This is a genomic window from Kitasatospora sp. NPDC043950, assembly GCF_056435345.1.
Genome location: NZ_JBWKER010000013.1, coordinates 1 through 22898 on the forward strand (window position 1 = coordinate 1; position 22898 = coordinate 22898).

The following is a 22898-nucleotide window of genomic DNA, read 5'->3' on the forward strand; positions in this document are numbered from 1 at the left end:
CCCCCCCCCCCCCCCCCCCCCCCCCCCCCCCCCCCCCCCCCCCCCCCCCCCCCCCCCCCCCCCCCCCCCCCCCCCCCCCCCCCCCCCCCGGGCCCTCGCGCCAAGGGCGAGCACTGGCGTCGGCCACCGCAGCGCCCGCCGCATCCGCCCGCCCAACCCTATGATGTGATCGCCCTGTTGACGCGCTACCAACAGGAGCTGATCATGTCCTCACCCCTGCCCACCGCCGTTCGTCTGACCGTCGGCCGGCACACCTTCGACGGGCTGGCCGCCGGGCCCGCCGACGGGGAACTCGTGCTGCTGCTGCACGGGTTCCCCGAGTTCGCCGACTGCTGGAGCGCCGAGCTGACGGCCCTGGCCGCGGCCGGCTACCGCGCGGTGGCGGTGGACCAGCGCGGCTACTCCCCCGACGCCCGCCCCTCCGACATCGCGGACTACTCCGTCGAGCTGCTGGTCGCGGACGCGCTGGGCTTCGCCGACGCCCTGGACGCGCCGCGCTTCCACCTGGTCGCCCACGACTGGGGCGGCCTCGTCGCCTGGGCGCTGGCCTCCACCCACCCGGAGCGGCTGCACAGCCTGACCGTGCTCTCCACCCCGCACCCCGAGGCGCTCTACGAGGCCCTGAACAACGGCAGCGACCAGCGCGAACGCTCTCAGTACATCAGGGAGTTCCGCCTGCCGGAGCACGTGGCCGAACAGGCCATGCTGGCCGACGACGCGGCCAGGCTGCGCGCGATCTACCGGGGCGCGCTGCCGACGGACCAGGCCGAGTCCAACGTCCGACGGCTGACCGAGCCGGGCGTGCTGACGGCCGGGCTCAACTGGTACCGGGCGATCAACGAGGAACTCCGGGTGCCGGCCGGCGAGATCACCGTCCGCACGCTCTTCGTCTGGGGTACCGAGGACCGCGCTTTGGGCCGCGACGCCGCCGACCTGACGGCCAAGCACGTCAGCGCCCCGTACCGGTTCGTCGCGCTGGAGGGCGCCACCCACTGGCTGCCGGAGGCCGACGCCGAGCGGATCGTGCCGCTGCTCCTGGAGCACCTCGCGGGCTGACCCGGAGCAGTGTTCCCGGCGCGCCGCCCCACCGGCGCGCCGGTTTCGCCGCCCTCAGGCCGTCCTCAGCCCGCCCTGAGCCCGTCCTCGGCCCGCCCTCAGCCCGTCCTCGGCGTGTTCCGGGATCGCGCCCAGCTCTCCGCCTGCTCCGGGTCCCACAGGAAGCGGGCGCCGAACTCCTTCTCCTCGCCGGGTCCCGCCTCCGTCAACGCGCGCACCAGCGCCGGGCTGTAGACGGCATGGACCCTGAAGTTCACCAGGAACCGACTCTTGATCACGATCCGCACGTAGCGACGGCTGTTGCCCCGATGACGTCCGGCCACGATGACGCAGTCACCGCCGTCGCCCCAGGCCGGCGGCGCGATCCACACCTTCGCCCCCGGCGCGAAGTGCCGCAGCCCCTTGCGGATCTCCGACCCGCCTTCGCCGTGACCGGTCTCCTGCGCGACATTGGCCACGAGGCACACGCCCAGCGGCTCCGGTCCGGTTGCGTCCGTCATGGCAGCCATGATCGCCTGACCGGACACAGTGGCGCGCGTCCTTTTCCCAGGGCCGGGCCTCCGGGCCGTCGGCCGACGGCGACCGGCTCGGCCCGGGGGGCCACGTCGGCCTCATCCGGGCCGTCCACCCGCAGGGCATTCGTGAGTTGCCCACGCGTCACGACCAGTGTCGTACCGGGTTCCACCCCCACGCAGAAGGCGGTGCCCACAACCGATCACGACACCACACGGGTCTAGAGGCGGCAGCTGATCTCCATTCCGTCCTCCACGGGGAACGTGACGCTCTGGTAGCCGTTGGCGGGGTCGCGGACGTAGTCGAGGTAGGGCGCGAGGGCCTCCAGGTCGACGTCGTCGGCGACGACGAGGGTGCCGGGCGCGAGGCGTGGTTCGAGGAGTCGCAGGACGGGCAGGCACAGGTCCTTCCAGCCGTCGAGGAGGACGAAGTCCGCGGAGCCGTCGACTGCGGCGAGGGTGTCGCGGGCGTCTCCTTCGAGGACGGTGATCAGGTCGTCCAGTCCCGTCTCGGCGAACGTCCGGCGGGCGGCCGCGGCCTTGGCGGCGCTCAGTTCCGTACTGATCACCCGGCCCGTCCCGTTGTCGCGCACCGCGGCGGCGAGATGGAGCGTGGAGATGCCGAAGGACGTGCCGAACTCGACGACGGTGGCGGGGCGGGTGGCCCGGATCAGGTTGTAGAGGAGGCGGCCGCCCTGGGCGGAAATCGGCATGTACACCTCGGCGTTGGCGTCGGCCTGCTCCTGCGGGCCGAGGGGCGCGGAGTTCTGGGGCCACGCCGCCCGGATCCGCCTGCTGGTCTCCTCGTCCTGCTCGGCATGCCGGAACATCCGGTCGAGGGCGGTGGCGACGCGGGGATCTTCGAGGGTGTTGGTGGGTGTCATGGACCTAGACTAGACGCACCGTTGCGTTGCGTCTAGCGGTTCTGGCCTACCCTGGCCCCAGGAGGCAGACATGGAACGAGGAAGTACGGCCGCCGCGGCGGCCGGGTCACAACCGGCGGCACGCCACCACGGCAACCGGCACGGCCGCAGCGAACAGGCCCGGCAGGCAGTGCTGGAGGCGGCCGACGACCTCTTGGTCGAGAAGGGCTTCACCGGCGTCACCATCGAGGGCATCGCCGCCCGGGCGGGCGTCGCCAAGCAGACCGTCTACCGCTGGTGGAAGACCAAGACCGACATCCTCCTGGACGCCTTCCTCCAGGACGCGACCGAAGCCCTGACCCCGCCGGACCACGGCGACCTGGCCCCGGACCTGCGCGCCCACCTGCGCCAACTGGCCCTGTTCCTCACCCGGTCCGACGCGGGCGCCGTCTTCAAGGCCCTCATCGGGCACGCCCAGCACGATCCCGCGTTCGCCGCCGCCCTGCGGTCCGGGTACCTCGACGAACAGCGCCGACGCGACCGGCTCCCGCTGGAACGCGCGGTGGAACGCGGCCAGCTCGCCGCCGGACTCGACATGGCGGCGGAGATCGACCAACTCGTGGGACCGCTCTACCACCGCGTCCTGGTGACGGCGGAACCCGTGGACCAGGCTTTCACCGACCGCCTCGTCGAGGCGTTCCTGCACCGCGCGAACGTAGCCGACGCAGCGGACGCCGCGGACGCCGCGGACGCAGCCGACGCACGGGAGACGGGGAGCAGCTGACTCCGAAGGCGGGCCGGCGGGAGGTGGCCGCGCTCAGTGCCGAGGGGTTGCGGCGTACTGGTCCGACGACAACGCGAACACCCGTACTCGCCGACCGCCGGCGGGACTGACGGTCTCACGGGCCAGCTGCATCCCCAGTTTGGTCATGATCCGTTCGGAGGCGTCGTTGCCCACCTGAGTGATGCTGACGATCCGCTCCAGCCCTCGCTCCTCGAACGCGAACCGCACAGCCGCCGCAGCGGCCTCGGTGGCCAAGCCGCGCCCCCAGTGGGAGCGTCCCAGCCGCCAGCCGACCTCGACCGCCGGCAGTACCTCCGGCAGGAATTCGGGGACCGAGAGGCCGGTGAACCCGGCCAGCTCACCAGTGGACCGGATCTCCACGGCGAACAGGCCGAAGCCCTGCGCCTCCCACTCGCTCTCCCAGGCCTGGATCCCGCCGCGGGTCTGCTGTTCGTCACGGACGCTGCCGTCACGGATCCACCGCATGACCTCGGGGTCGGCATTGACGGCAGCCATGGGCGCGACGTCCTCCTCGCGCCAGCGACGCAGGATCAGACGCGGAGTCTCAAGCGTGACCATCGGATCATTCTGGACCGCCAAGGGGCTCTCCGCCATCCGCCGCTGCCCACCGCCGATCGTCGCGCCCGCTGCGCGACGGCCCGCGGGAGCGGAGCGGCGGGCCCGGACACCAGCCGTGTCCGGGCCCGCCGAGAACCGCACCGCCGAACCGCACCGCAGCCCTGCACCGCCGAACCGCGCCGCCGGATCAGTGCGCGGCGGCCTCCCAGTTGGCGCCGACGCCCACCGAGACGTCCAGCGGGGCGCGCAGCGGGTAGGCGCCGGCCATCTGCTCGCGGACGATCGCCTCGACCTGCTCGCGCTCGCCCGGCGTCAGCTCCAGCACGATTTCGTCGTGCACCTGGAGCAGCATCCGGGAGGTGAGGCCGGCGGCGCGCAGCGCCTCGTCCACCCGCAGCATGGCGATCTTGACGATGTCGGCGGCCGAGCCCTGGATCGGGGCGTTGAGGGCCATCCGCTCCGCCATCTCGCGGCGCTGGCGGTTGTCGCTGTTGAGGTCCGGCAGGTAGCGGCGGCGGCCGAGCAGCGTCTCGGTGTAGCCGGTGGCGCGGGCCTCGTCGACGACCCGGCGCAGGTAGTCGCGGACGCCGCCGAAGCGCTCGAAGTAGGTGTCCATCAGGCCCTGGGCCTCGCCGGGCTTGATGCCGAGCTGCTGCGAGAGCCCGTACGCGGACAGCCCGTAGGCGAGGCCGTAGGACATCGCCTTGATCTTGCGGCGCATCTCGGCGTCCACCGCGGTGCCCGGGACCTCGAAGACCTGGGAGGCGACGGTGGTGTGCAGGTCCTCGCCGGTGGCGAAGGCCTCCAACAGGGCCTCGTCCTCGGAGAGGTGGGCCATGATGCGCAGTTCGATCTGCGAGTAGTCGGCGGTGAGCAGCGACTCGTAGCCCTCGCCGACGACGAAGGCGCGGCGGATGGCGCGGCCCTCCTCGGTGCGGACGGGGATGTTCTGCAGGTTCGGGTCCTGCGAGGAGAGCCGGCCGGTGGCGGCGACCATCTGGTTGAAGGTGGTGTGGATGCGGCCCTTGGGCGAGACCGTCTTGAGCAGGCCCTCGACGGTGGTGCGCAGCTTGGCCTGGTCGCGGTGGCGCAGCAGGATGACCGGCAGTTCGTTGTCGGTCTGGGTGGCGAGCCAGGTGAGCGCGTCGGCGTCGGTGGTGTAGCCGGTCTTGATCTTCTTGGTCTTGGGGAGGGCGAGCTCGCCGAAGAGGATCTCCTGGAGCTGCTTGGGCGAGCCGAGGTTGAACTCGCGCCCGGCGGCGGCGTGCGCCTCCTCGACCACGCGCTGGATCTCGGTGGCGAACTGCGCCTCCAGGCTGGTGAGCCAGGGGCGGTCGGCGGCGATGCCGGTGCGCTCCATCCGGGCCAGCAGGGCGGCGATCGGCAGCTCCATATCGCGCAGCAGCCCGGTGGCGCCGACCTCGGCGAGGCGGGTGTCGAAGAGCGCGGCGAGGTCGAGGACGGCGCGGGCCTGGAGCATGAGTGCCTGGGCGCCGGCCGCCGGGTCCTCCTCCGGGGCGTCGAAGGCGAGTTGGCCGTCCTCGGTGGCGGGGGCGGGGGTGAGCGAGCGGGCCAGGTACTCCTCGGCGAGCACCTCCAGGGTGAAGGTGCGGCGGCCGGGCTTCTCCAGGTAGGCGGCGAGGGCGGTGTCGGCGACGACGCCCTCGATGGCCCAGCCGCGCTCGGCGAAGGCCCGCATGACCTGCTTGGCGATGTGCAGGGCCTTGGGGGCGGCCGGGTCGGCGAGCCAGGCGGCGAAGGCCCGCTCGTCCTCCTCGGCGAGCTGCGCCGGGTCGAACCAGGCGGCGGACTCCCCTGCGGCCAGGGCGACTTCGGTGACCTCGCCGGTGCCGAGCGCCCACTGGTAGACCGCGGCGAGGGCGACCGGGGCCTTGGTGTCGGCGGCGTGCTCGCGCAGCCAGCCGGCCAGCGTGCCCGGGTCGGTGAGGAGTTCGCCGTCGACCTCGACGCCGGGGGCGAGTTCGGCCGCGGCCTCCTCCTCGCCGGCGGCCGGGTCGATGCCGTGGACGCGGTCGCGGAAGTTGGCGTTGCGGAACTCCAGCGACTCCATCAGCGTGCCGACGGCGGCCTTGTCGAACGGCGCGCGGGCCAGGTCGCCGACGCCGAGCGGGAGTTCGACGTCGCGGACGAGCTCGGTGAGGACGCGGTTGCGCTTGACCGAGTCGAGGTGTTCGCGCAGCTTCTCGCCGATCTTGCCCTTCACCTCGTCGGCGCGGGAGACGAGTTCGTCGAAGGAGCCGAACTGGTTGACCCACTTGGCGGCGGTCTTCTCGCCGACGCCGGGGATGCCGGGCAGGTTGTCGGACGGGTCGCCGCGCAGGGCGGCGAGGTCCGGGTACTGGCGCGGGGTGACGCCGTACTTCTCGGCGACCTTCTCCGGGGTGTAGCGGGTGAGCTCGGAGACGCCCTTGGTCGGGTAGAGCACGGTGATGTGGTCGGTGACCAGTTGGAGGGAGTCGCGGTCGCCGGTGACGATGTCGACGTCGTAGCCGGCCGCCTCGGCGGCGGTGGCCAGGGTGGCGATGATGTCGTCGGCCTCGAAGCCCTCGGCCGTCAGCCGGGGGACGTTCATCGCGTCGAGCAGTTCGCCGATCAGGCCGATCTGGCTGCGGAACTCGTCCGGCGTCTTGGCGCGGTTGGCCTTGTAGTCGGGGAACTCGACGGAGCGGAAGGTCTGCCGGGAGAGGTCGAAGGCGACGGCGAGGTGGGTGGGCTGCTCGTCCCGGACGGTGTTGGCGAGCATCGAGGCGAAGCCGTAGACCGCGTTGGTGGGCTGGCCGGTGGAGGTGTTGAAGTTCTCCACGGGCAGGGCGTAGAAGGCCCGGTAGGCCATCGAGTGCCCGTCGAGCAGCATCAGCCGGGGCCGCGGGCCGGCCCCGCCGCCACCCGTCGCGCCCTTGTCCGTACTCTGCGTAGCCACGTCAACGTCCCGTTCCTGCCGATTCCACTACCGGCCACCGATCCTATGGCCCGGCACCGACAAAAGGGGCGCCGTGCCGATCGGGCGCGGGGCCCGTCGGGCGCGGGCGGCGGGGGCGCGCCGGGGGCCGCCGTGCCCGGGGCGTCCGTTGACACGCCCCGGCCCCGGACACGCCCCGACCCCGGACACGGCCGCTACCGCCGAGTAGGACGGTCGTACGATCACAGGCAGCACGATGACGATCCCCGAGCGGCAGGAGTTCCCCATGACCGACGCGGCCCCCGACGCGGCCCCCGTCCTGAAGGTCCCGCAGGACGTGCTGGACCACTTCGCCAAGCTCGGCGTCGACCCGCAGACCTTCTCCGGCGGCGCCCTCGGCGAGAAGCTCGGCATCCGGATCGTCGAGGCCTCCGGCGACCGGGTGGTCGGCACCATGCCGGTGGAGGGCAACCAGCAGCCGTACGGGCTGCTGCACGGCGGCGCGTCCGCGGCGCTGGCCGAGACGCTGGGCTCGATCGGCGCGATGCTGCACGCGGGCCCCGGCCGGTACGCGGTCGGGGTGGACCTCAACGCCACCCACCACCGCTCGGCCACCTCCGGGCTGGTCACCGGGGTGGCGACGGCGGTGTTCAAGGGCCGCACCGCCGCCACGTACGAGATCGCGATCACCGACGACACCGGCAAGCGGGTCACCAGCTGCCGGCTGACCTGCATGCTGCGCGACCTCTGACCCCGCGCCGGGACCCTTCCCGGTGCCGACGGATCATCAAATCCCTTGACCGCCCCCTTGTTTGACCTTCCGCCACCCTGGGCAGGCGTTGGTCTGGACAAGGGGGCGGCGGCATGTCCGGGCGCGGCCGACGCGGCAGCATGCCCGGAATCCGCGCAGGTAACGCTACGTAACAAGTAGGAAATCCGAGCAATGCCCCGCTCCGAGGCTCACAGGCGGCCCGGAGTTCCTTCGCCATGCCCTCGCTGTCCGAAATCCGGACGAGCATGACCGGAACAAGTGAATCGGACACAGGTGTCCGACTATCGGCCAAGCCAGCTGCAACCCCCATTTCTGGCCCTTACATCGCCCCAACAGCCCCTAAACGCCCTACATCGGCGGATCGCTCGCGCCAAAACGACCACATGTTGAGACAACTGCTCTGTGTGCTCATAACAAGAGAATCACAGCCTCGCCACACCACTGCCCGAGTCGCCCAGAGGCATCTAGAGTCACGGCCAGTCACCGCGCCAACGGATTGGGCCCGGCCCTCCGCGCATCCCGGCTCCCGCCAACTCAGGCGCGGCGCCTCCCGAACCGAAGGGGACCCTCGTGCGTCACCGTTCCGCAATTGTCGTGAGCATTGCCGTGATCGGCGCCCTGAGCCTCAGCGCGTGCGGCTCCCGCGACGACAAGAAGTCCGCCGACGGAGGCAGCGGCAACAGCGGCTCCGCCACCACCGTCACCATCGGCATCGACGCCCCGCTCACCGGCGACCTCTCCGCCATCGGCATCGGCATCCGCAACTCCGTCGACCTCGCGGTCAAGAAGGCCAACGAGCAGAACGAGGTCCCCGGCGTCAAGTTCCAGGTCAAGGCCCTCGACGACACCGCCAAGCCCGGCCCCGGCCAGCAGAACGCCACCCAGCTCGTCGCCGACAACAGCGTCCTCGGCGTCGTCGGCCCGCTCAACTCCAGCGTCGCCCAGTCGATGCAGCAGATCTTCAACGACGCCAACCTCGTCGAGATCTCCCCCGCCAACACCGGCGTCGCCCTCAGCCAGGGCGAGAAGTGGGTCACCGGCGAGAAGAAGCGCCCCTTCAAGACCTACTTCCGCACCGCCACCACCGACGCCGTCCAGGGCCCCTTCGCCGCCCAGTTCCTCGCCAAGGACGCCAAGAAGTCCAAGGTCTTCCTCATCGACGACCAGAAGACCTACGGCGCCGGCCTCGCCGCCACCTTCAAGGCCGAATTCACCAAGCAGGGCGGCAACATCGTCGGCGAGGAGCACGTCAACCCCGACGACCGCGACTTCTCCGCCATCGTCACCAAGGTCAAGACCTCCGGCGCCGAAGCCGTCTACTACGGCGGCGAGTACCCCGCCGCCGGCCCGCTCTCCCTCCAGCTCAAGGACGCCGGCGTCAACATCCCGCTGATGGGCGGCGACGGCATGCAGAGCGCCGACTTCATCAAGCTCAACCCCAAGAGCGCCGGCGACTACGCCACCGCCGTCGGCGGCGCCGTCGAACAACTCCCCACCGCCGCCAAGTTCATCGCCGACTACAAGGCCGCCGGCTACAAGGACCCCTACGAGACCTACGGCGGCTACTCCTACGACAGCGGCTGGGCCATCATCCAGGCCGTCAAGGCCGTCGCCGCCGCCAACAACGGCAAGCTGCCCGCCAACCCGCGCGCCGCCGTCGTCGACGCCGTCCAGAAGGTCTCCTTCGACGGCGTCACCGGCAAGGTCTCCTTCGACGAGTTCGGCGACACCACCAACAAGCAACTCACCGTCTACACCGTCAAGGACGGCAAGTGGACCGTGGAGAAGACCGGCACCTTCAACGGCTGAACCTCCAGCGGCTGAACCTCCAGCGGCTGGGCCTTCAACGGCTGAGCCCTCGACAGCTGGGCCTCCAGCGGCTCAGCCCTCGACGGCTGAACCTCAACCGCTGAGCCGGCCCGCACCACCTTCCAGCAGCACAGCGCGCGGGGGCGCCACGAGTGCCCCCGCGCGCCCCCACATCCACCACCCACGCGGACAACCCCGAACGCACTACGGAGGCCCAGCGGTGCACGACCTACCGCAGCAGCTGGCCAACGGCCTGATCCTCGGCGCCCTCTACGGACTCGTCGCGATCGGCTACACGATGGTCTACGGCATCGTCCAGCTCATCAACTTCGCCCACGGCGAGATCGTCATGGTCGGCGGCTTCGGCGCCCTGACCGCCTACCTCGCCCTCCCCGGCGGCACCACCCTGTGGCTGGCCCTGCCGCTCATGCTGATCGCCGGCATCCTGGTCTCCACCCTCACCGCCGTCGCCGCCGAGCGCTTCGCCTACCGGCCCCTGCGCAACGCCCCCCGACTCGCCCCCCTCATCACCGCGATCGGGCTGTCCATCTTCCTCCAGCAACTCGTCTTCTCCTTCTACCCCGACGCCAAGAAGGCCCGGGTCTTCCCCAAGATCCCCGGCGATCCCTTCAGCCTCGGCTCCGTCACCATCCAGCGCAGCGACCTCTTCCTGCTCATCGCCGCCCCGCTGTGCATGCTCGCCCTCGGCTGGTTCGTCACCCGCACCCGCTCCGGCCGCGCCATGCAGGCCACCAGCCAGGACCCCGATACCGCCAAGCTCATGGGCATCGACACCGACCGCATCATCGTCATGGCCTTCGCCATCGGCGCCGCGTTCGCCGCCGTCGCCGCCGTCGCCTACGGACTGCGCAGCGGCCAGGTCGACTTCCGCATGGGCTTCATCCTCGGCCTCAAGGCCTTCACCGCCGCCGTCCTCGGCGGCATCGGCAACATCTACGGAGCCATGCTCGGCGGCATCGCCCTCGGCCTCGCCGAAAGCCTCGCCACCGGCTACATCCAGCACCTCCCCGGCATGCACCTCTTCGGAGGCGGCGCCTGGAAGGACGTCTGGGCCTTCGTACTCCTCATCCTCGTGCTCCTCGTCCGGCCCCAGGGCCTGCTCGGCGAGCGCGTCGCGGACAGGGCGTGACCACCATGACCACCACCACCGAAACCACCCCGGTCATCCCCCTGCCGGCCCGCGCCGCCACCGCCCTCACCGGCCTCGGCGCCCTCACCACCGCCGCCTCCGCCGCCCTCCCCTGGACCTGGACCTCCGACTTCCCCGGCGACCTCACCTACACCGGCTCCCCCGCCGGCCTCCAATGGCTCGCCCTCGCCGCCGGACTCCTCACCCTCCTCCTGCTCCTCGCCACCCACGGCACCCCCGGCCTGCGCTGGGCCGCCCCCACCCGCAGCCACAACGCCGTCCTCTACACCGCCACCGGCGCCCTCGCCGTCAGCGTCTTCTCCGTCGCCGCCATCGCCACCGAACTCGGCGGCCTCGCCAACCTCGAAGCCGGCGGCTGGATCCTCGCCGCCGGCGGCCTCCTCACCGTCCTCGGCGCCCTCGGCCTCCCCCTCGACCGCCGCACCCGCGTCCCGCTGCGCATCCTCGACAAGCGCCTCTTCCTGCTCGTCCCCGTCGCCCCCGCCGGCTGGTTCGCCGCCCACGCCATCCCCGGCGACCAGCCCGTCGCCCCCGTGATGACCGCCCTCGCGGGAGCCCTCGCCATCGCCGCCGGCGTCGTCCTGCTGCTCCAGCTCGGCCACCTCGCCCACACCTGGCTGCGCCTGGGCACCGTCGACCGACCCCTGCCCGCGCCGCGCCAACTCCCCTCCTGGGCCGAAGTCCTGATCATCGTCCTGGCCTTCGGCCTCGGACTGTTCACGATCACCTTCGGCATCGACACCGAGTACGGCGAACTCTTCATCGGCTACCTGCTGCTCGCCGCCCTCGTCGTCCCCGCCCTCACCCGGTCCGGCCTGCTCGCCCGGCTGCGCGCCCTGACCGTCAAGCACCGCCCCGTCACCACCGGCGCCGCCTTCGCCGCCGCCGCCAGCTTCCCCTTCACCCAGACGAGCGACCAGTACACGTCCGTCGCCACCAACATCCTGATCTTCGCCACCGTCGCCCTCGGCCTCAACATCGTCGTCGGCCTCGCCGGCCTGCTCGACCTCGGCTACGTCGCCTTCCTCGGCGTCGGCGCCTACGCCGCCGCCCTGGTCTCCGGCTCCCCCGCCTCCCCCATCCACGTCCAGTTCCCGTTCTGGGCCGCGATGCTCACCGGCGCCGCCGTCTCCATGGTCTTCGGCGTCCTCATCGGCGCCCCCACGCTGCGCCTGCGCGGCGACTACCTCGCCATCGTCACCCTCGGCTTCGGCGAGATCTTCCGCATCACCATGCTCAACCTCAACGGCACCACCGGCCCCAAGGTCACCAACGGCTCCAACGGCATCCCCCGGATCCCCGACCTGGAGATCCTCGGCTTCGACCTCGGCAAGCCGCACACCGTCGCCGGCATCGAACTCGGCCGCTTCTCCAACTACTACCTGCTGATGCTCCTCGTCACCGCCCTGGTCGTGCTCGTCTTCGCCCGGGTCGGCAACTCCCGCATCGGCCGCGCCTGGGTCGCCATCCGCGAGGACGAGACCGCCGCCGAGGCCATGGGCATCAACGGCTTCCGCCTCAAGCTCCTCGCCTTCGCCCTCGGCGCCTGCCTCGCCGGCCTCGCCGGCACCGTCCAGGCCCACGTCAGCTACACCGTCACCCCCGACCAGTACACCTTCGCCGAGGCCCTCCCGCCCAACTCCGCGTTCCTGCTCGCCGCCGTCATCCTCGGCGGCATGGGCACCATCAGCGGGCCCCTCGCCGGCGCCACCCTCCTCTTCCTCATCCCCAAGAAGCTCGAATTCCTCTCCGACTACCAGCTGCTCGCCTTCGGCGCCGCCCTCATCATCCTGATGCGCGTCCGCCCCGAGGGACTCATCCCCAACCGGCGCCGCCAACTGGAGTTCCACGAGGCCGCCATCCCGGCCCAGCCCGCCGGCGACGGCGCCGCACTCACCAAGGCAGGGGCGTGACCACCCAGATGACCACCACCGCCACACCCCTGCTCGAAGTCACCGGCGTCACCATGCGCTTCGGCGGCCTCACCGCCGTCAACGACGTCAGCCTCACCGTCGGCGAAGGCGAGATCATCGGCCTCATCGGCCCCAACGGCGCCGGCAAGACCACCTTCTTCAACTGCCTCACCGGCCTCTACGTCCCCACCGAGGGCGCCGTCCGCTACGGCGGCACCCTCCTGCCGCCCAAGCCCCACCTCGTCACCCAGGCCGGCATCGCCCGCACCTTCCAGAACATCCGGCTCTTCGCCAACATGACCGTCCTGGAGAACGTCCTCGTCGGCCGCCACACCCGCACCAAGGAAGGCATCTTCTCCGCCATCCTCCGCGGCCCCGGCTACCACCGCGCCGAAAACGAGAGCCGCGAGAAGGCCATGGAACTCCTCGCCTTCACCGGCCTCGCCGACAAGGCCGACCACCTCGCCCGCAACCTCCCCTACGGCGAACAGCGCAAGCTGGAGATCGCCCGCGCCCTCGCCTCCGACCCCGGCCTCCTGCTGCTCGACGAACCCACCGCCGGCATGAACCCCCAGGAGACCCGCGCGGCCGAGGAACTCGTCTTCGCCATCCGCGACCAGGGCGTCTCGATCCTCGTCATCGAGCACGACATGCGCTTCATCTTCAACCTCTGCGACCGCACCGCCGTCCTCGTCCAGGGCCAGAAGATCGTCGAAGGCGACCGCGAAACCGTCCAGAACGACGAACGCGTCATCACCGCCTACCTCGGCGCCCCGCTCGAAGGCACCACCCCCGCAGTCGCGGAGACCGTTACGGAGACCGACCAGTGACCGCACTCCTCGAGGTCGAGGACCTCCGCGTCGCCTACGGCAAGATCGAAGCCGTCAAGGGCATCAGCTTCACCGTCAACCAGGGCGAGGTCACCACCCTCATCGGCACCAACGGCGCCGGCAAGACCACCACCCTGCGCACCCTCTCCGGGCTCCTCAAACCCACCGCCGGACGCATCGCCTTCGACGGCCAGGACCTCACCACCGTCCCCGCGCACAAGATCGTCGCCCTCGGCCTCGCCCACTCCCCCGAAGGCCGGCACATCTTCCCCCGCATGACCATCGAGGAGAACCTCCTCCTCGGCGCCTTCCTGCGCACCGACACCGCCGGCATCACCGCCGACGTCGACCGCGCCTACGACCTCTTCCCCATCCTCGGAGAACGCCGCCGCCAGGCCGCCGGCACCCTCTCCGGCGGCGAACAGCAGATGCTCGCCATGGGGCGGGCCCTGATGTCCCAGCCCAAACTGCTCATGCTCGACGAGCCGTCCATGGGCCTGTCGCCGCTGATGATGCAGAAGATCATGGCGACCATCATCGAGCTCAAGGCCGCCGGCACGACCATCCTGCTCGTCGAACAGAACGCCCAGGCCGCCCTCTCCCTCTCCGACCGCGGCTACGTCATGGAGACCGGCCGCATCGTCCTCTCCGGGACGGGCGCCGACCTCCTGCACGACGAGTCCGTCCGCAAGGCCTACCTCGGCGAGGACTGACACCTCCACGCATCCACGCCTCCACGCACGGAGGGCCCGGCAGACGAGATCTGCCGGGCCCTCCTCGCGTCCGTCTACTCGGACGCGTCCTCGTCCGCCTTCTTGCGGTCCTGGGCCGCGCCCTCCTCGATGACCGCCTCGGCCACCGCGGCCATCGTCATCCGACGGTCCATCGACGTCTTCTGGATCCACCGGAACGCCGCCGGCTCGTTCAGCCCGAACTTCGTCTGCAGCACGCCCTTCGCCCGGTCCACCAGCTTCCGGGTCTCCAGCCGCTGGGTGAGATCCGCGATCTCCTCCTCCAGCGTCCGCATCTCGGTGTACCGCGACACCGCCATCTCGATCGCCGGCACCAGATCCGCCTTGCTGAACGGCTTCACGATGTACGCCATCGCCCCGGCGTCCCGCGCCCGGTCCACCAGCTCCCGCTGCGAGAACGCCGTCAGCATCAGAACCGGCGCCAGGTGCTTCTCGTGGATCTGCTCGGCGGCGGAGAGCCCGTCCAGCACCGGCATCTTCACATCGAAGATCGCGAGGTCCGGCCGAAGCTCCTCCACCAGCTTCACCGCCGTGGCCCCGTCCCCGGCCTCACCGACGACGGTGTACCCCTCCTCTTCGAGCATCTCCTTGAGGTCGAGGCGGATCAGCGCCTCATCCTCGGCGATCACAATCCGGGTGATCTGGGGCGAATCGGTCTCAAGCGGCTGTGCCTGCTCGTCGGCGGTGCTCACGGGGCTCCTAGTTCCGGCGGGGTACTGCAATAAATGAGGGTACCTAGCAGCAGCTGCCCGCACACAGCCGGTATGCTCTGTCGGGACTGGCCCCGCCGGGTTGGTGGAACGGCATACACGGATGTCTCAAACACATCTGCCCGAGAGGGCTTGCGGGTTCGAATCCCGCACCCGGCACCCTACGCAACGCCCTCATTCGTCCGGCCTTCATCACGACGGATACTCCCGGAATCACCTGCATTCCACCCGTGCACCCGGCTCAGCTCGCCCTCTCCAAGGGCTCCAACTCGACAGTGAGCCGCATGCCCAGCGCCGCCGCGAGCCGTTCCAGCACCACGATGGTCGGCATCGTTCCGCCCGCCTCGAAGCGGGCCACGGCAGGCTGCTGCATACCAGCCGCCGCGGACAACTGGGTCTGGGTCATGCCGAGCGCCTCACGGCGCAGGCGGACGGCCTCCCCGAGTTCGAATCGGATCCGGGCCGCCTCGTAGGCCGCGCCCGCCCCCGGTCGGTTCAGGATCTCCTCGCGCAGAGCACGCCAGGACGTACGTTCGCTCATCTCGCCCACTCCTCGTCCTCGTCAGCCGTGTGCTGCTCGGCCACGCAGCGACGCAGCGCCCGCCTCGCCCGGTCGACCTCCGCCGTCTCCCGCATCCGCGTCTTACGGAACACGGTCAGCAGGATGATCCTCCTGCCGGACGCGATCCAGTAGGTGATGCGCATGTCCAGCTCGTCCAGGTGGAAGCGCAGCTCCCGGAGCTTGCCGTCCAATTGCCTGGTGTGCGGTTCCCCGAGCAGGGGGCCGCGGGCGGCGAGCAGGTCGACGTAGAACGTCACCGTTTCCTGACCGTCGTGGCCCAGTCCGAGAATCCAGTCCCGGACCTCCGGCTCGAGCTCCACCTCTCCCCAAGTCATAACACGAATGTTATGGAGCCGCCAGGGCCGCCTCGCCCGGATCCGAGGACCGGCGGGCGACATCCCTCCGGATGAGGGATGCCGCCCACGAATGACCGTTCGGACTCCGGTCAGTTGTCCAGGGTCCCCACGTGGTGGACGCGGACGAGGTTGGTGGAGCCGGCGAGGCCGGGCGGGGAGCCGGCGGTGATGACGACGATGTCGCCCTTCTGGCAGCGGCCGAGCGACAGGAGGGCCGCGTCGACCTGTTCGACCATCTGGTCGGTGGTGGGGGCGAAGGGGCCGAGGAAGGTCTCGACGCCCCAGGTGAGGGCGAGTTGGCTGCGGACGGCGGGTTCGTAGGTGAAGGCGAGGACGGGGATGGGCGAGCGGTAGCGGGTCAGCCGGCGTGCGGTGTCGCCGGACTGGGTGAAGGCGATGAGGTACTTGGCGTGCAGGAAGTCGCCGATCTCGGCGGCCGCGCGGGCGACGGCGCCGCCCTGGGTGCGCGGCTTGTTGCCGGTGGTCAGGGGCGGCAGTCCGGCGGCGAGGATGTCGGTTTCGGCGGCCTCGATGATGCGGCTCATGGTCTTGACGGTCTCGACGGGGTACTTGCCGACGGAGGTCTCGCCGGAGAGCATCACGGCGTCGGTCCCGTCGAGGACGGCGTTGGCGACGTCGGAGGCCTCGGCCCGGGTGGGCCGGGAGGCGTTGATCATCGAGTCGAGCATCTGGGTGGCGACGATGACCGGCTTGGCGTTGCGCTTGGCGAGTTTGACGGCGCGCTTCTGGACGAGCGGGACCTGTTCGAGGGGCATCTCCACGCCCAGGTCGCCGCGGGCCACCATGATGCCGTCGAAGGCGTCGACGATGGATTCCAGGTTGTCGACCGCCTGCGGCTTCTCGATCTTGGCGATGACGGGGACGAGGCGCCCCTCCTCGGCCATGATCCGGTGGACGTCCTCGATGTCGCGGCCGCTGCGGACGAAGGAGAGCGCGATCAGGTCGGCGCCGGTGCGCAGGCCCCACCGCAGGTCGGCGACGTCCTTGTCGCTGAGTGCGGGGACGGAGACGGCGACGCCGGGGAGGTTGAGGCCCTTGTGGTCGGAGACGAGGCCGCCTTCGATGACGAGGCAGCGCACGCGCGGCCCGTCGACCTCGACGACCTCCAGGGTGACCCGGCCGTCGTCGACGAGGATGCGTTCGCCGCGGGTGACGTCGGCGGCGAGGCCGGGGTAGGTGGTGCCGCAGATGTCCTTGTCTCCGACGACGCCGTTGTCGGTGGAGATGGTGAACTCGTCGCCGCGTTCGAGAAGTACGGGGCCGTGGGCGAAGGTGTCGAGCCGGATCTTCGGGCCTTGAAGGTCGACGAGGATGCCGACGCTGCGGCCGCTCTCGTCGGCGGCCTTGCGGACGCGGCGGTAGCGTTCCTCGTGCTCGTCGTGGGTTCCGTGGCTGAGGTTGAAACGGGCGATGTCCATTCCGGCGTCGACCAGGGATTTGATCTGGTCGTACGAGTCGGTGGCCGGCCCGAGGGTGCAGACGATTTTTGCTCGGCGCATACTGCTGAGGGTAGGCATTACCGGCGCGTAACCACGACGCGGGTCCGGACGGCGGGATGACCTTTGCCGTAAGGCGAGTTGAACAATCTGACACATCCTCGGACCGGTGTGCGAGCAGCTGCCCGGGTGCCGTCGCCGTCCGGCCTTCCGATGCGAACCCGTGAAGGGGTGTTCACCCTTGGTTCACCGCCGGTTCGGCCGCCGCTCCCCGCCCGGCGGGACGCTCGTCACCCCCGGGTGACCACCCGGACGACGTAGCGGACGAGGGGGAGGCGTTCGGCATGAGACGCACTCTGGGGGTGTTGGCGGCGTTGGCCCTGCTGGGCGGGGTGACGTACGCGCTGATCCCGCAGGACGACCCGGGCGGCGACATCGTCACCGTCTCCGGCCTGATCGGTTCGGAGAAGCGCGACTTCTTCCAGGATCCGCAGGTCGTCGCCGAGTTGGCCAAGCAGGGCATGAAGGTGAACGCGGAGAGCATCGGCTCCTGGCTGATGGACGGCGACGCGAAGGACTTCGCGTTCCCGGCCAGTCAGCCACCGGCCGACAAGCTGCGCGTGGACTGGAACATCAAGGAGGTCCCGGTCCAGCCGTTCTACTCGCCGCTGGTGATCCTCGCGCACCGCCCGGTGGCGGACGTCCTGATGGGCAACGGCCTGGCCACCCTGGACCATTCCACCGGGCTGTGGACGTTCCGGATGGACGCCTACCTGGCCGCGCTGAAGGCCGGCCGCACCTGGCCGGACCTCGCGGGCGCGACCGAGCACGCGGAGTTGAAGGGCCCGGTGTTCCTCACCACCACCGACCCTGAGACGTCCTCCTCGGGGGCGCTGCACATCGCCCTGCTGTCGTACCTGCTGAACAACCGCCAGGTGGTCTACGACCAGGCCGGGATCGACGCCACCAAGGACGTGCTGCGCACGGCGACGGCGATCCAGGGCGGCCAGAAGAGCAGCAGCGACGAGCCGTTCAAGGCCTTCCTGGCCGGGGTCGGCAATCCGCTGGTGCTCGCGTACGAGTCGCAGGCCGCCGCGATGGTGCTGAAGGGCGAGTCGACCGGCGACATGGTGGTGCTGTACCCGGACACCACCATCTACACCGACCACACCATCGTCGGCCGCACGCCGAACGGCCGGCGGCTGGCCGCCCAGCTGCACGACAACGCCGAACTTCGTCGGCTGGAGGCGAAGTTCGGCTTCCGCCCGCAGGACGACCCGGACGCCTTCGCCGCGCTGGTGAAGGGCAAGACCCCGGTCCTGGCGCCCAATCTCGCGGCGGCGAAGGTCAACCAGCCGCAGATTCCCGTGCCCGACATCCTGACCAGGCTGATCAAGGCCGCCAAGGGGAAGGCTCAGTGAACTCCCGGATGAAGAAGCACAGTTGGCCGGTCGCCGCGCTGGCGACCCTGCTGGCGTCCGCCGCCTGCACCTCCACCCCGCCGGGCCCGAAGCCGTCCGACCCGCCGGCCACGACGGCGCAGCCGGGGGTGCTGCGGGTGCTGGCCGGCAGCGAGCTGCAGGACCTGGCGCCGATCCTGGAGGACGCCAGGAAGGCGACCGGGGTGACGGTGCAGTTCTCCTGGACGGGCTCGCTGGACGGCGCGGACGCGGTGTCCTCGGGCCGGGCGGACGGCAAGTACGACGCGGTGTGGTTCCCGTCCAACCAGTACCTGCGACTGGATGACGCGGGGAAGTCGAAGGTGCTGTCGGAGACGCCGGTGATGGTGTCGCCGGTGGCGGTGGGGGTGCGGTCCTCGGTCCTCAACGAGCTCGGCTGGGGGGACGGTTCGAAGGTCTCCTGGGCGCAGGTCGGGGATGCGGCGTCGGCCGGGAAGCTGGCGTACGGGATGGCGGACCCGTCCCGGTCGAACTCGGGCTTCTCGACGCTGGTGGCGGTGGCCTCGGCGTTCTCGGGTGCGGGGGCGGCGCTGACCGAGGGGGACGTGCAGAAGGCGGCGCCGCAGTTGAAGCAGTTCTTCACCGGCCAGAAGCTGACGTCGGGCTCCTCGGGCTGGCTGGCGCAGGCCTACACCCGGGCGGAGCCGGGCAAGGTCGGGGCGCTGGTGAACTACGAGTCGGTGCTGCTGTCGATGAACAAGTCGCTGGCGGCGGACCAGCAGCTGACGGTGATCCGCCCGGTGGACGGGGTGGTGTCGGCGGACTATCCGCTGTCGCTGCTGTCCTCGTCCGCGCAGCGGGAGCGGGACTCCTTCCAGCGGTTGACGGCGTACCTGTTGAAGGAGGACGTGCAGAAACGGATCTCCGAGGTGACGCTGCGCCGCCCGGTGGCGCCGGGGGTGTCGCCGGCGGCCGGGCTGCCGGCGGACCGGCGCCGGGAGCTGCCGTTCCCGGGGAGCCGGGCGGTGGCGGACGGGCTGCTGGCCTCGTACCAGAACGAGCTGCGGCGGCCGTCGCGGACGGTGTACGTGCTGGACACCTCGGGGTCGATGGAGGGTTCGCGGATCTCGGCTCTGAAGTCGGCGCTGGGCCGGTTGACGGGGGCGGACGACACCCGGGCGGTGCGCAGGTTCCGGGACCGCGAGGAGGTGACGCTGATCTCCTTCGCGTCGAAGGTGAAGTGGGCGAGGACGCACGCGGTGCCGGCCTCGGGGAGCAAGCCGGGCCCGGAGACGGAGCTGGCGTCGATCGACGCGGACGTGCAGTCGCTGGCGGCGTCGGGGGGTACGGCGTTGTACGACTCGCTGGAGGAGGCGTACCGGGTGATCGACCGGCAGCAGTCGGCGGCGGGGGACGACCGGTTCACGTCGATCGTGCTGATGACCGACGGGGAGAGCAACGAGGGGGCTTCGGACGGCGACTTCAAGCGGTTCCACGACGGGCTGCCGGCCGGGCAGAAGTCGATCCCGGTGTTCCCGATCAAGTTCGGGGAGGCGGCGGTGAGCCAGCTGCAGGGGATCGCGGACGTGAGCGGCGGCAAGCTGTTCGACGGGTCGGGTTCGCTGGACGGGGTGTTCGAGGAGATTCGTGGCTACCAGTGACGGGTTCGGCCGGCGGGTGCTGCGGTACCTGGAGTCGGCCCGGAACCTGGTCGGCTGCGGGGGCGGCGCGGTGGGACTGGGGCTGCACTTCGCCGGGCTGGGCGGGGCGTGGTGGCCGGCGGTGGTGGCGGGGCTGTACGGGGCGGGCGCGCTGCTGACGCCGGGCGCGCGGACGGACCCGCCTGTCGTCCTACCCGTCGATCCGCTGGTGCCGCCGCTGCCGTCGGGGCCGTCGGGGCCGTCGACGGCTTCCACGTCGACGCCCAGGCCGGACCCGGAGCCCGCGCCGGAGCCCGCACCGCGACCCGATCCCGAGCTCGCCGCGCTGGCCGACTACCTGGCCACGGTGCCGCTGCCGGATTCGGCCGGTGTGGCGGGCCTGCTGGCGGCGCTGCGCTCGGCGGAGCCGGGGCCGGTGCCCGAGGAGATCGTGCGGCACCGGCTGCCGGTGGCGGTGGCCGGCTACCTGCGGGCGCTGACCTGGCGGCCGTGGGCGGGGCCGGCCGCCCCAGATCCGGAGGCGGAGCTCGGCCGCGAGGTGCGCCGACTGGTCGCGGACCTGAACTGAGCGTCCTGCCCCCGAGGGTCCTGCCCCCGAGGAAACCGGACAGGGCCCGGCCGGGTCCCCTTACCACCCCGCCCTCCGCGCACCCCCGTCACGAACGAGTCGCCAAGATCTCACCTGCTGGAAACGTCGGAGGGCTATCCACCGGCCGGGCCCGCACGGCACACTTCTACGCGCGTCCTTCTACGCGCGTCGATGCGCTTCGGCACGCCACCCGAACACCAGTTGACGGACCATCGGCCCGTCAGTCCCCACCCGGGAGAGTCGTCCATGCCCCTGAACCGCCGTGACTTCGTCACCCGGTCCGCCGCCACCGCAGCCGGCGCCGCCCTGACCGGCGGAGCAGTCGTCGCCGCCGCCCCCGCCGCCGTGGCCGCCGAGCCGGCTCCGGCGGCCGCCAAGGGCAAGCGCAAGGGCCGCAAGCAGGCCTTCACCGTCATGGGCACCACCGACCTGCACGGCCGGGTGCTCAACTGGGACTACTTCACCGACGCCGTGTACGCCGACAAGGCGCACAACGACGTCGGCCTCGCCAAGATCTCCACCCTGGCCAACCAGGTCCGCGAGGAGAAGGGCTGGGACCGCTGCCTGCTGATCGACTCCGGCGACATCATCCAGGGCACCCAGCTGACCTACTACTACGCCCGGATCGAGCCGATCGCCACCGACGGCGACAACGTGCCCGACCACCCCATGGCCGTCGCCATGAACCTCATGGGCTACGACGCCGCCGCGCTCGGCAACCACGAGTTCAACTACGGCATCCCCACCGTGAAGGCCTTCGAGGACCAGCTGGAGTTCCCGCTGCTGGGCGCCAACGCGCTGCACGCGAAGAACGAGAAGCCGGCCTTCAAGCCGTACGTGATCAAGGAGGTGTGGCTGGACGAGGACACCCCTCTGAAGGTCGGCATCCTCGGCCTCACCAACCCGGGCATCGCGATCTGGGACAAGGCCAACGTCACCGGCAAGATGGTCTTCCCGGGCATCGTCGAGACGGCCGCCAAGTACGTGCCCCGGATGAAGGCCGCGGGCGCGGACGTCATCGTCGTCTCCGCCCACTCCGGCATCGACGAGCCGACCACCTACGGCGACCAGCTGCCCTGGCCCGAGGACGCCTCCGGCGAGATGGCCGAGACCGTTCCGGGCATCGACGCGGTGCTGGTGGGCCACACCCACAAGGAGGTGGCGCAGCGGCTGATCGTCAACAAGAAGACCGGCAGGACCGTGGTGCTCTCCGAGCCGCTGTGCTGGGGCCAGCGCCTGAGCTGCTTCGACTTCGACGTCGAGTTCGCCGACGGCGCGTGGAAGGTCCTCTCGGTGTCCTCGCGGGTGCTGAACTCCAACACCGTGCCGGAGAACCCGGAGATCGTGGACGCGCTGACCGAGCAGCACAAGAAGGTCGTGGCGTACGTCAACCAGCAGATCGGCACCTGCAAGACGGATCTGTCGATCGCCGAGGCGCGGTTCCGGGCGACCCCGATCATCGACCTGATCGGCCGGGTGCAGGCGGACGCGGTGAAGGCGGCGCTGGCGGGCGGGCAGTACGCCAACCTGCCGGTGCTGGCGCAGGCGGCGCCGTTCAACCGGACGGCGCTGATCCCGGCGGGCCAGGTGAAGCTGCGCGACGCGGCGGGTCTGTACATCTACGAGAACACGCTGGAGGCACGCGTCCTGACGGGCGCGCAGCTGAAGGACTACCTGGAGTTCTCGGCCAAGTACTACAACCAGCTGGCCCCGGGCGCGCCGGTCGACAAGGACGCGCTGACCGGCGCGGAGACCACGCCGGACTACAACTACGACTCGCTGTACGGGCTGAGCTACGACATCGACATCGCGCAGCCGAAGGGGCAGCGGATCGTCAACCTGTCGTTCCAGGGCAAGCCGATCGACCCGGCCGCGCAGTTCGTCCTGGCGGTCAACAACTACCGTGCCAACGGCGGCGGCAACTTCCCGCACGTGGCGCAGGCCAAGCTGGTCTGGTCGAACTCGGACGAGATCCGCAACACGATGATCGCCTGGGTGAAGGCCAAGGGCGTCATCGACCCGGCAGACTTCTTCACCGACTCCTGGCGCCTGGTGCGCGCCGGCCAGCCGGTGTTCTGAGCACCTCATCCGAAGGCCGTCGGGGGGGGGGGGGGGGGGGGGGGGGGGGGGGGGGGGGGGTGTTTGTGGTGGGGGGGGGGGGGGGGGGGGGGGGGGGGGCGGGGGGGGGGGGGTAGGGGAGGC

General features: G+C 70.9%; 20 protein-coding genes and 1 tRNA gene. 13 read left to right on the top strand and 8 right to left on the bottom strand.

Annotation, left to right across the window (positions count from 1 at the left end; translation table 11 throughout):
- The first annotated feature begins 204 nt into the window (after positions 1 to 204).
- Complete coding sequence (locus AC07BF_RS11390; RefSeq protein WP_478333292.1) at positions 205 to 1056, top strand: alpha/beta fold hydrolase; 852 nt, start codon at positions 205 to 207, stop codon at positions 1054 to 1056.
- Positions 1057 to 1154: 98 nt separating this feature from the next.
- Here the strand turns inward: AC07BF_RS11390 and AC07BF_RS11395 are convergent, their stop codons facing one another.
- Positions 1155 to 1556, bottom strand: coding sequence for a hypothetical protein (locus AC07BF_RS11395; protein WP_478316961.1), 402 nt, complete (start codon positions 1554 to 1556; stop codon positions 1155 to 1157).
- 233 nt (positions 1557 to 1789) lie between these two features.
- On the bottom strand, positions 1790 to 2452 hold the full coding sequence (locus AC07BF_RS11400; RefSeq protein WP_478333293.1) for an O-methyltransferase: 663 nt from the start codon (positions 2450 to 2452) through the stop codon (positions 1790 to 1792).
- 70 nt (positions 2453 to 2522) lie between these two features.
- Here AC07BF_RS11400 and AC07BF_RS11405 point away from each other — a divergent pair, with 70 nt between their 5' ends.
- A complete protein-coding gene (locus tag AC07BF_RS11405) occupies positions 2523 to 3215 on the top strand; it encodes a TetR/AcrR family transcriptional regulator (RefSeq protein ID WP_478333294.1) in 693 nt (230 codons plus the stop codon).
- A 33-nt stretch (positions 3216 to 3248) separates the two neighbouring features.
- Here AC07BF_RS11405 and AC07BF_RS11410 read toward each other — a convergent pair whose 3' ends face one another.
- Together AC07BF_RS11410 and polA are read right to left on the bottom strand one after the other, a co-directional pair.
- Positions 3249 to 3794, bottom strand: coding sequence for a GNAT family N-acetyltransferase (locus AC07BF_RS11410; protein ID WP_400988450.1), 546 nt, complete (start codon positions 3792 to 3794; stop codon positions 3249 to 3251).
- 187 nt (positions 3795 to 3981) lie between these two features.
- Positions 3982 to 6669, bottom strand: a complete 2688-nt coding sequence (polA, locus tag AC07BF_RS11415) for a DNA polymerase I (protein WP_478333315.1) — start codon at positions 6667 to 6669, stop codon at positions 3982 to 3984.
- Positions 6670 to 7000: 331 nt separating this feature from the next.
- Here polA and AC07BF_RS11420 point away from each other — a divergent pair, with 331 nt between their 5' ends.
- The 6 genes from AC07BF_RS11420 to AC07BF_RS11445 all read left to right on the top strand — a co-directional run bounded on the left by AC07BF_RS11420 (position 7001) and on the right by AC07BF_RS11445 (position 13922).
- Positions 7001 to 7465: a PaaI family thioesterase gene (locus tag AC07BF_RS11420; protein ID WP_363368771.1), complete on the top strand. Its 465-nt coding sequence runs from the start codon at positions 7001 to 7003 to the stop codon at positions 7463 to 7465.
- Positions 7466 to 8056: 591 nt separating this feature from the next.
- Positions 8057 to 9295 (top strand): branched-chain amino acid ABC transporter substrate-binding protein, encoded by a 1239-nt coding sequence (locus AC07BF_RS11425; protein ID WP_363588910.1) that lies wholly within the window; start codon positions 8057 to 8059, stop codon positions 9293 to 9295.
- Between the two features lie 220 nt (positions 9296 to 9515).
- The gene (locus AC07BF_RS11430; protein ID WP_063347149.1) at positions 9516 to 10445 is read left to right on the top strand and encodes a branched-chain amino acid ABC transporter permease; all 930 of its coding nucleotides are present in this window, start codon (positions 9516 to 9518) and stop codon (positions 10443 to 10445) included.
- A gap of 5 nt (positions 10446 to 10450) precedes the next feature.
- Positions 10451 to 12379 (top strand): branched-chain amino acid ABC transporter permease, encoded by a 1929-nt coding sequence (locus AC07BF_RS11435; protein WP_363588925.1) that lies wholly within the window; start codon positions 10451 to 10453, stop codon positions 12377 to 12379.
- An 8-nt stretch (positions 12380 to 12387) separates the two neighbouring features.
- On the top strand, positions 12388 to 13209 hold the full coding sequence (locus AC07BF_RS11440) for an ABC transporter ATP-binding protein (protein ID WP_478333316.1): 822 nt from the start codon (positions 12388 to 12390) through the stop codon (positions 13207 to 13209).
- Positions 13206 to 13922, top strand: a complete 717-nt coding sequence (locus tag AC07BF_RS11445) for an ABC transporter ATP-binding protein (RefSeq protein ID WP_350881732.1) — start codon at positions 13206 to 13208, stop codon at positions 13920 to 13922. The genes AC07BF_RS11440 and AC07BF_RS11445 overlap by 4 nt, the downstream gene beginning before the upstream one ends.
- 74 nt (positions 13923 to 13996) lie before the next feature.
- On the opposite strand, the gene AC07BF_RS11450 is transcribed toward AC07BF_RS11445, so the two are convergent.
- Positions 13997 to 14653 (bottom strand): ANTAR domain-containing response regulator, encoded by a 657-nt coding sequence (locus AC07BF_RS11450; RefSeq protein ID WP_063347151.1) that lies wholly within the window; start codon positions 14651 to 14653, stop codon positions 13997 to 13999.
- Between the two features lie 94 nt (positions 14654 to 14747).
- On the opposite strand from AC07BF_RS11450, the gene AC07BF_RS11455 reads away from it, so the two are divergent.
- Positions 14748 to 14830: transfer RNA gene (locus AC07BF_RS11455), tRNA-Leu, on the top strand.
- A gap of 82 nt (positions 14831 to 14912) precedes the next feature.
- Here the strand turns inward: AC07BF_RS11455 and AC07BF_RS11460 are convergent.
- The 3 genes from AC07BF_RS11460 to pyk all read right to left on the bottom strand — a co-directional run bounded on the left by AC07BF_RS11460 (position 14913) and on the right by pyk (position 17109).
- Entirely contained in the window at positions 14913 to 15212 is a 300-nt protein-coding gene (locus tag AC07BF_RS11460) for a helix-turn-helix domain-containing protein (RefSeq protein ID WP_350881736.1), read from the bottom strand.
- Positions 15209 to 15568, bottom strand: coding sequence for a type II toxin-antitoxin system RelE/ParE family toxin (locus AC07BF_RS11465; protein ID WP_363588913.1), 360 nt, complete (start codon positions 15566 to 15568; stop codon positions 15209 to 15211). Before AC07BF_RS11465 ends, AC07BF_RS11460 begins: the two co-directional genes overlap by 4 nt.
- 110 nt (positions 15569 to 15678) lie before the next feature.
- Entirely contained in the window at positions 15679 to 17109 is a 1431-nt protein-coding gene (gene pyk / locus AC07BF_RS11470) for a pyruvate kinase (protein WP_363588915.1), read from the bottom strand.
- Positions 17110 to 17390: 281 nt separating this feature from the next.
- Between pyk and AC07BF_RS11475 the strand changes: the two genes are divergently transcribed.
- The 4 genes from AC07BF_RS11475 to AC07BF_RS11490 all read left to right on the top strand — a co-directional run bounded on the left by AC07BF_RS11475 (position 17391) and on the right by AC07BF_RS11490 (position 22775).
- On the top strand, positions 17391 to 18467 hold the full coding sequence (locus AC07BF_RS11475; RefSeq protein WP_063347154.1) for a hypothetical protein: 1077 nt from the start codon (positions 17391 to 17393) through the stop codon (positions 18465 to 18467).
- Positions 18468 to 18475: 8 nt separating this feature from the next.
- Positions 18476 to 20107: a VWA domain-containing protein gene (locus AC07BF_RS11480; protein WP_363588917.1), complete on the top strand. Its 1632-nt coding sequence runs from the start codon at positions 18476 to 18478 to the stop codon at positions 20105 to 20107.
- Positions 20094 to 20675: a hypothetical protein gene (locus AC07BF_RS11485; protein ID WP_478333295.1), complete on the top strand. Its 582-nt coding sequence runs from the start codon at positions 20094 to 20096 to the stop codon at positions 20673 to 20675. Before AC07BF_RS11480 ends, AC07BF_RS11485 begins: the two co-directional genes overlap by 14 nt.
- Before the next feature lie 267 nt (positions 20676 to 20942).
- The gene (locus tag AC07BF_RS11490) at positions 20943 to 22775 is read left to right on the top strand and encodes a bifunctional metallophosphatase/5'-nucleotidase (RefSeq protein ID WP_363588921.1); all 1833 of its coding nucleotides are present in this window, start codon (positions 20943 to 20945) and stop codon (positions 22773 to 22775) included.
- Positions 22776 to 22898: the final 123 nt, after the last annotated feature.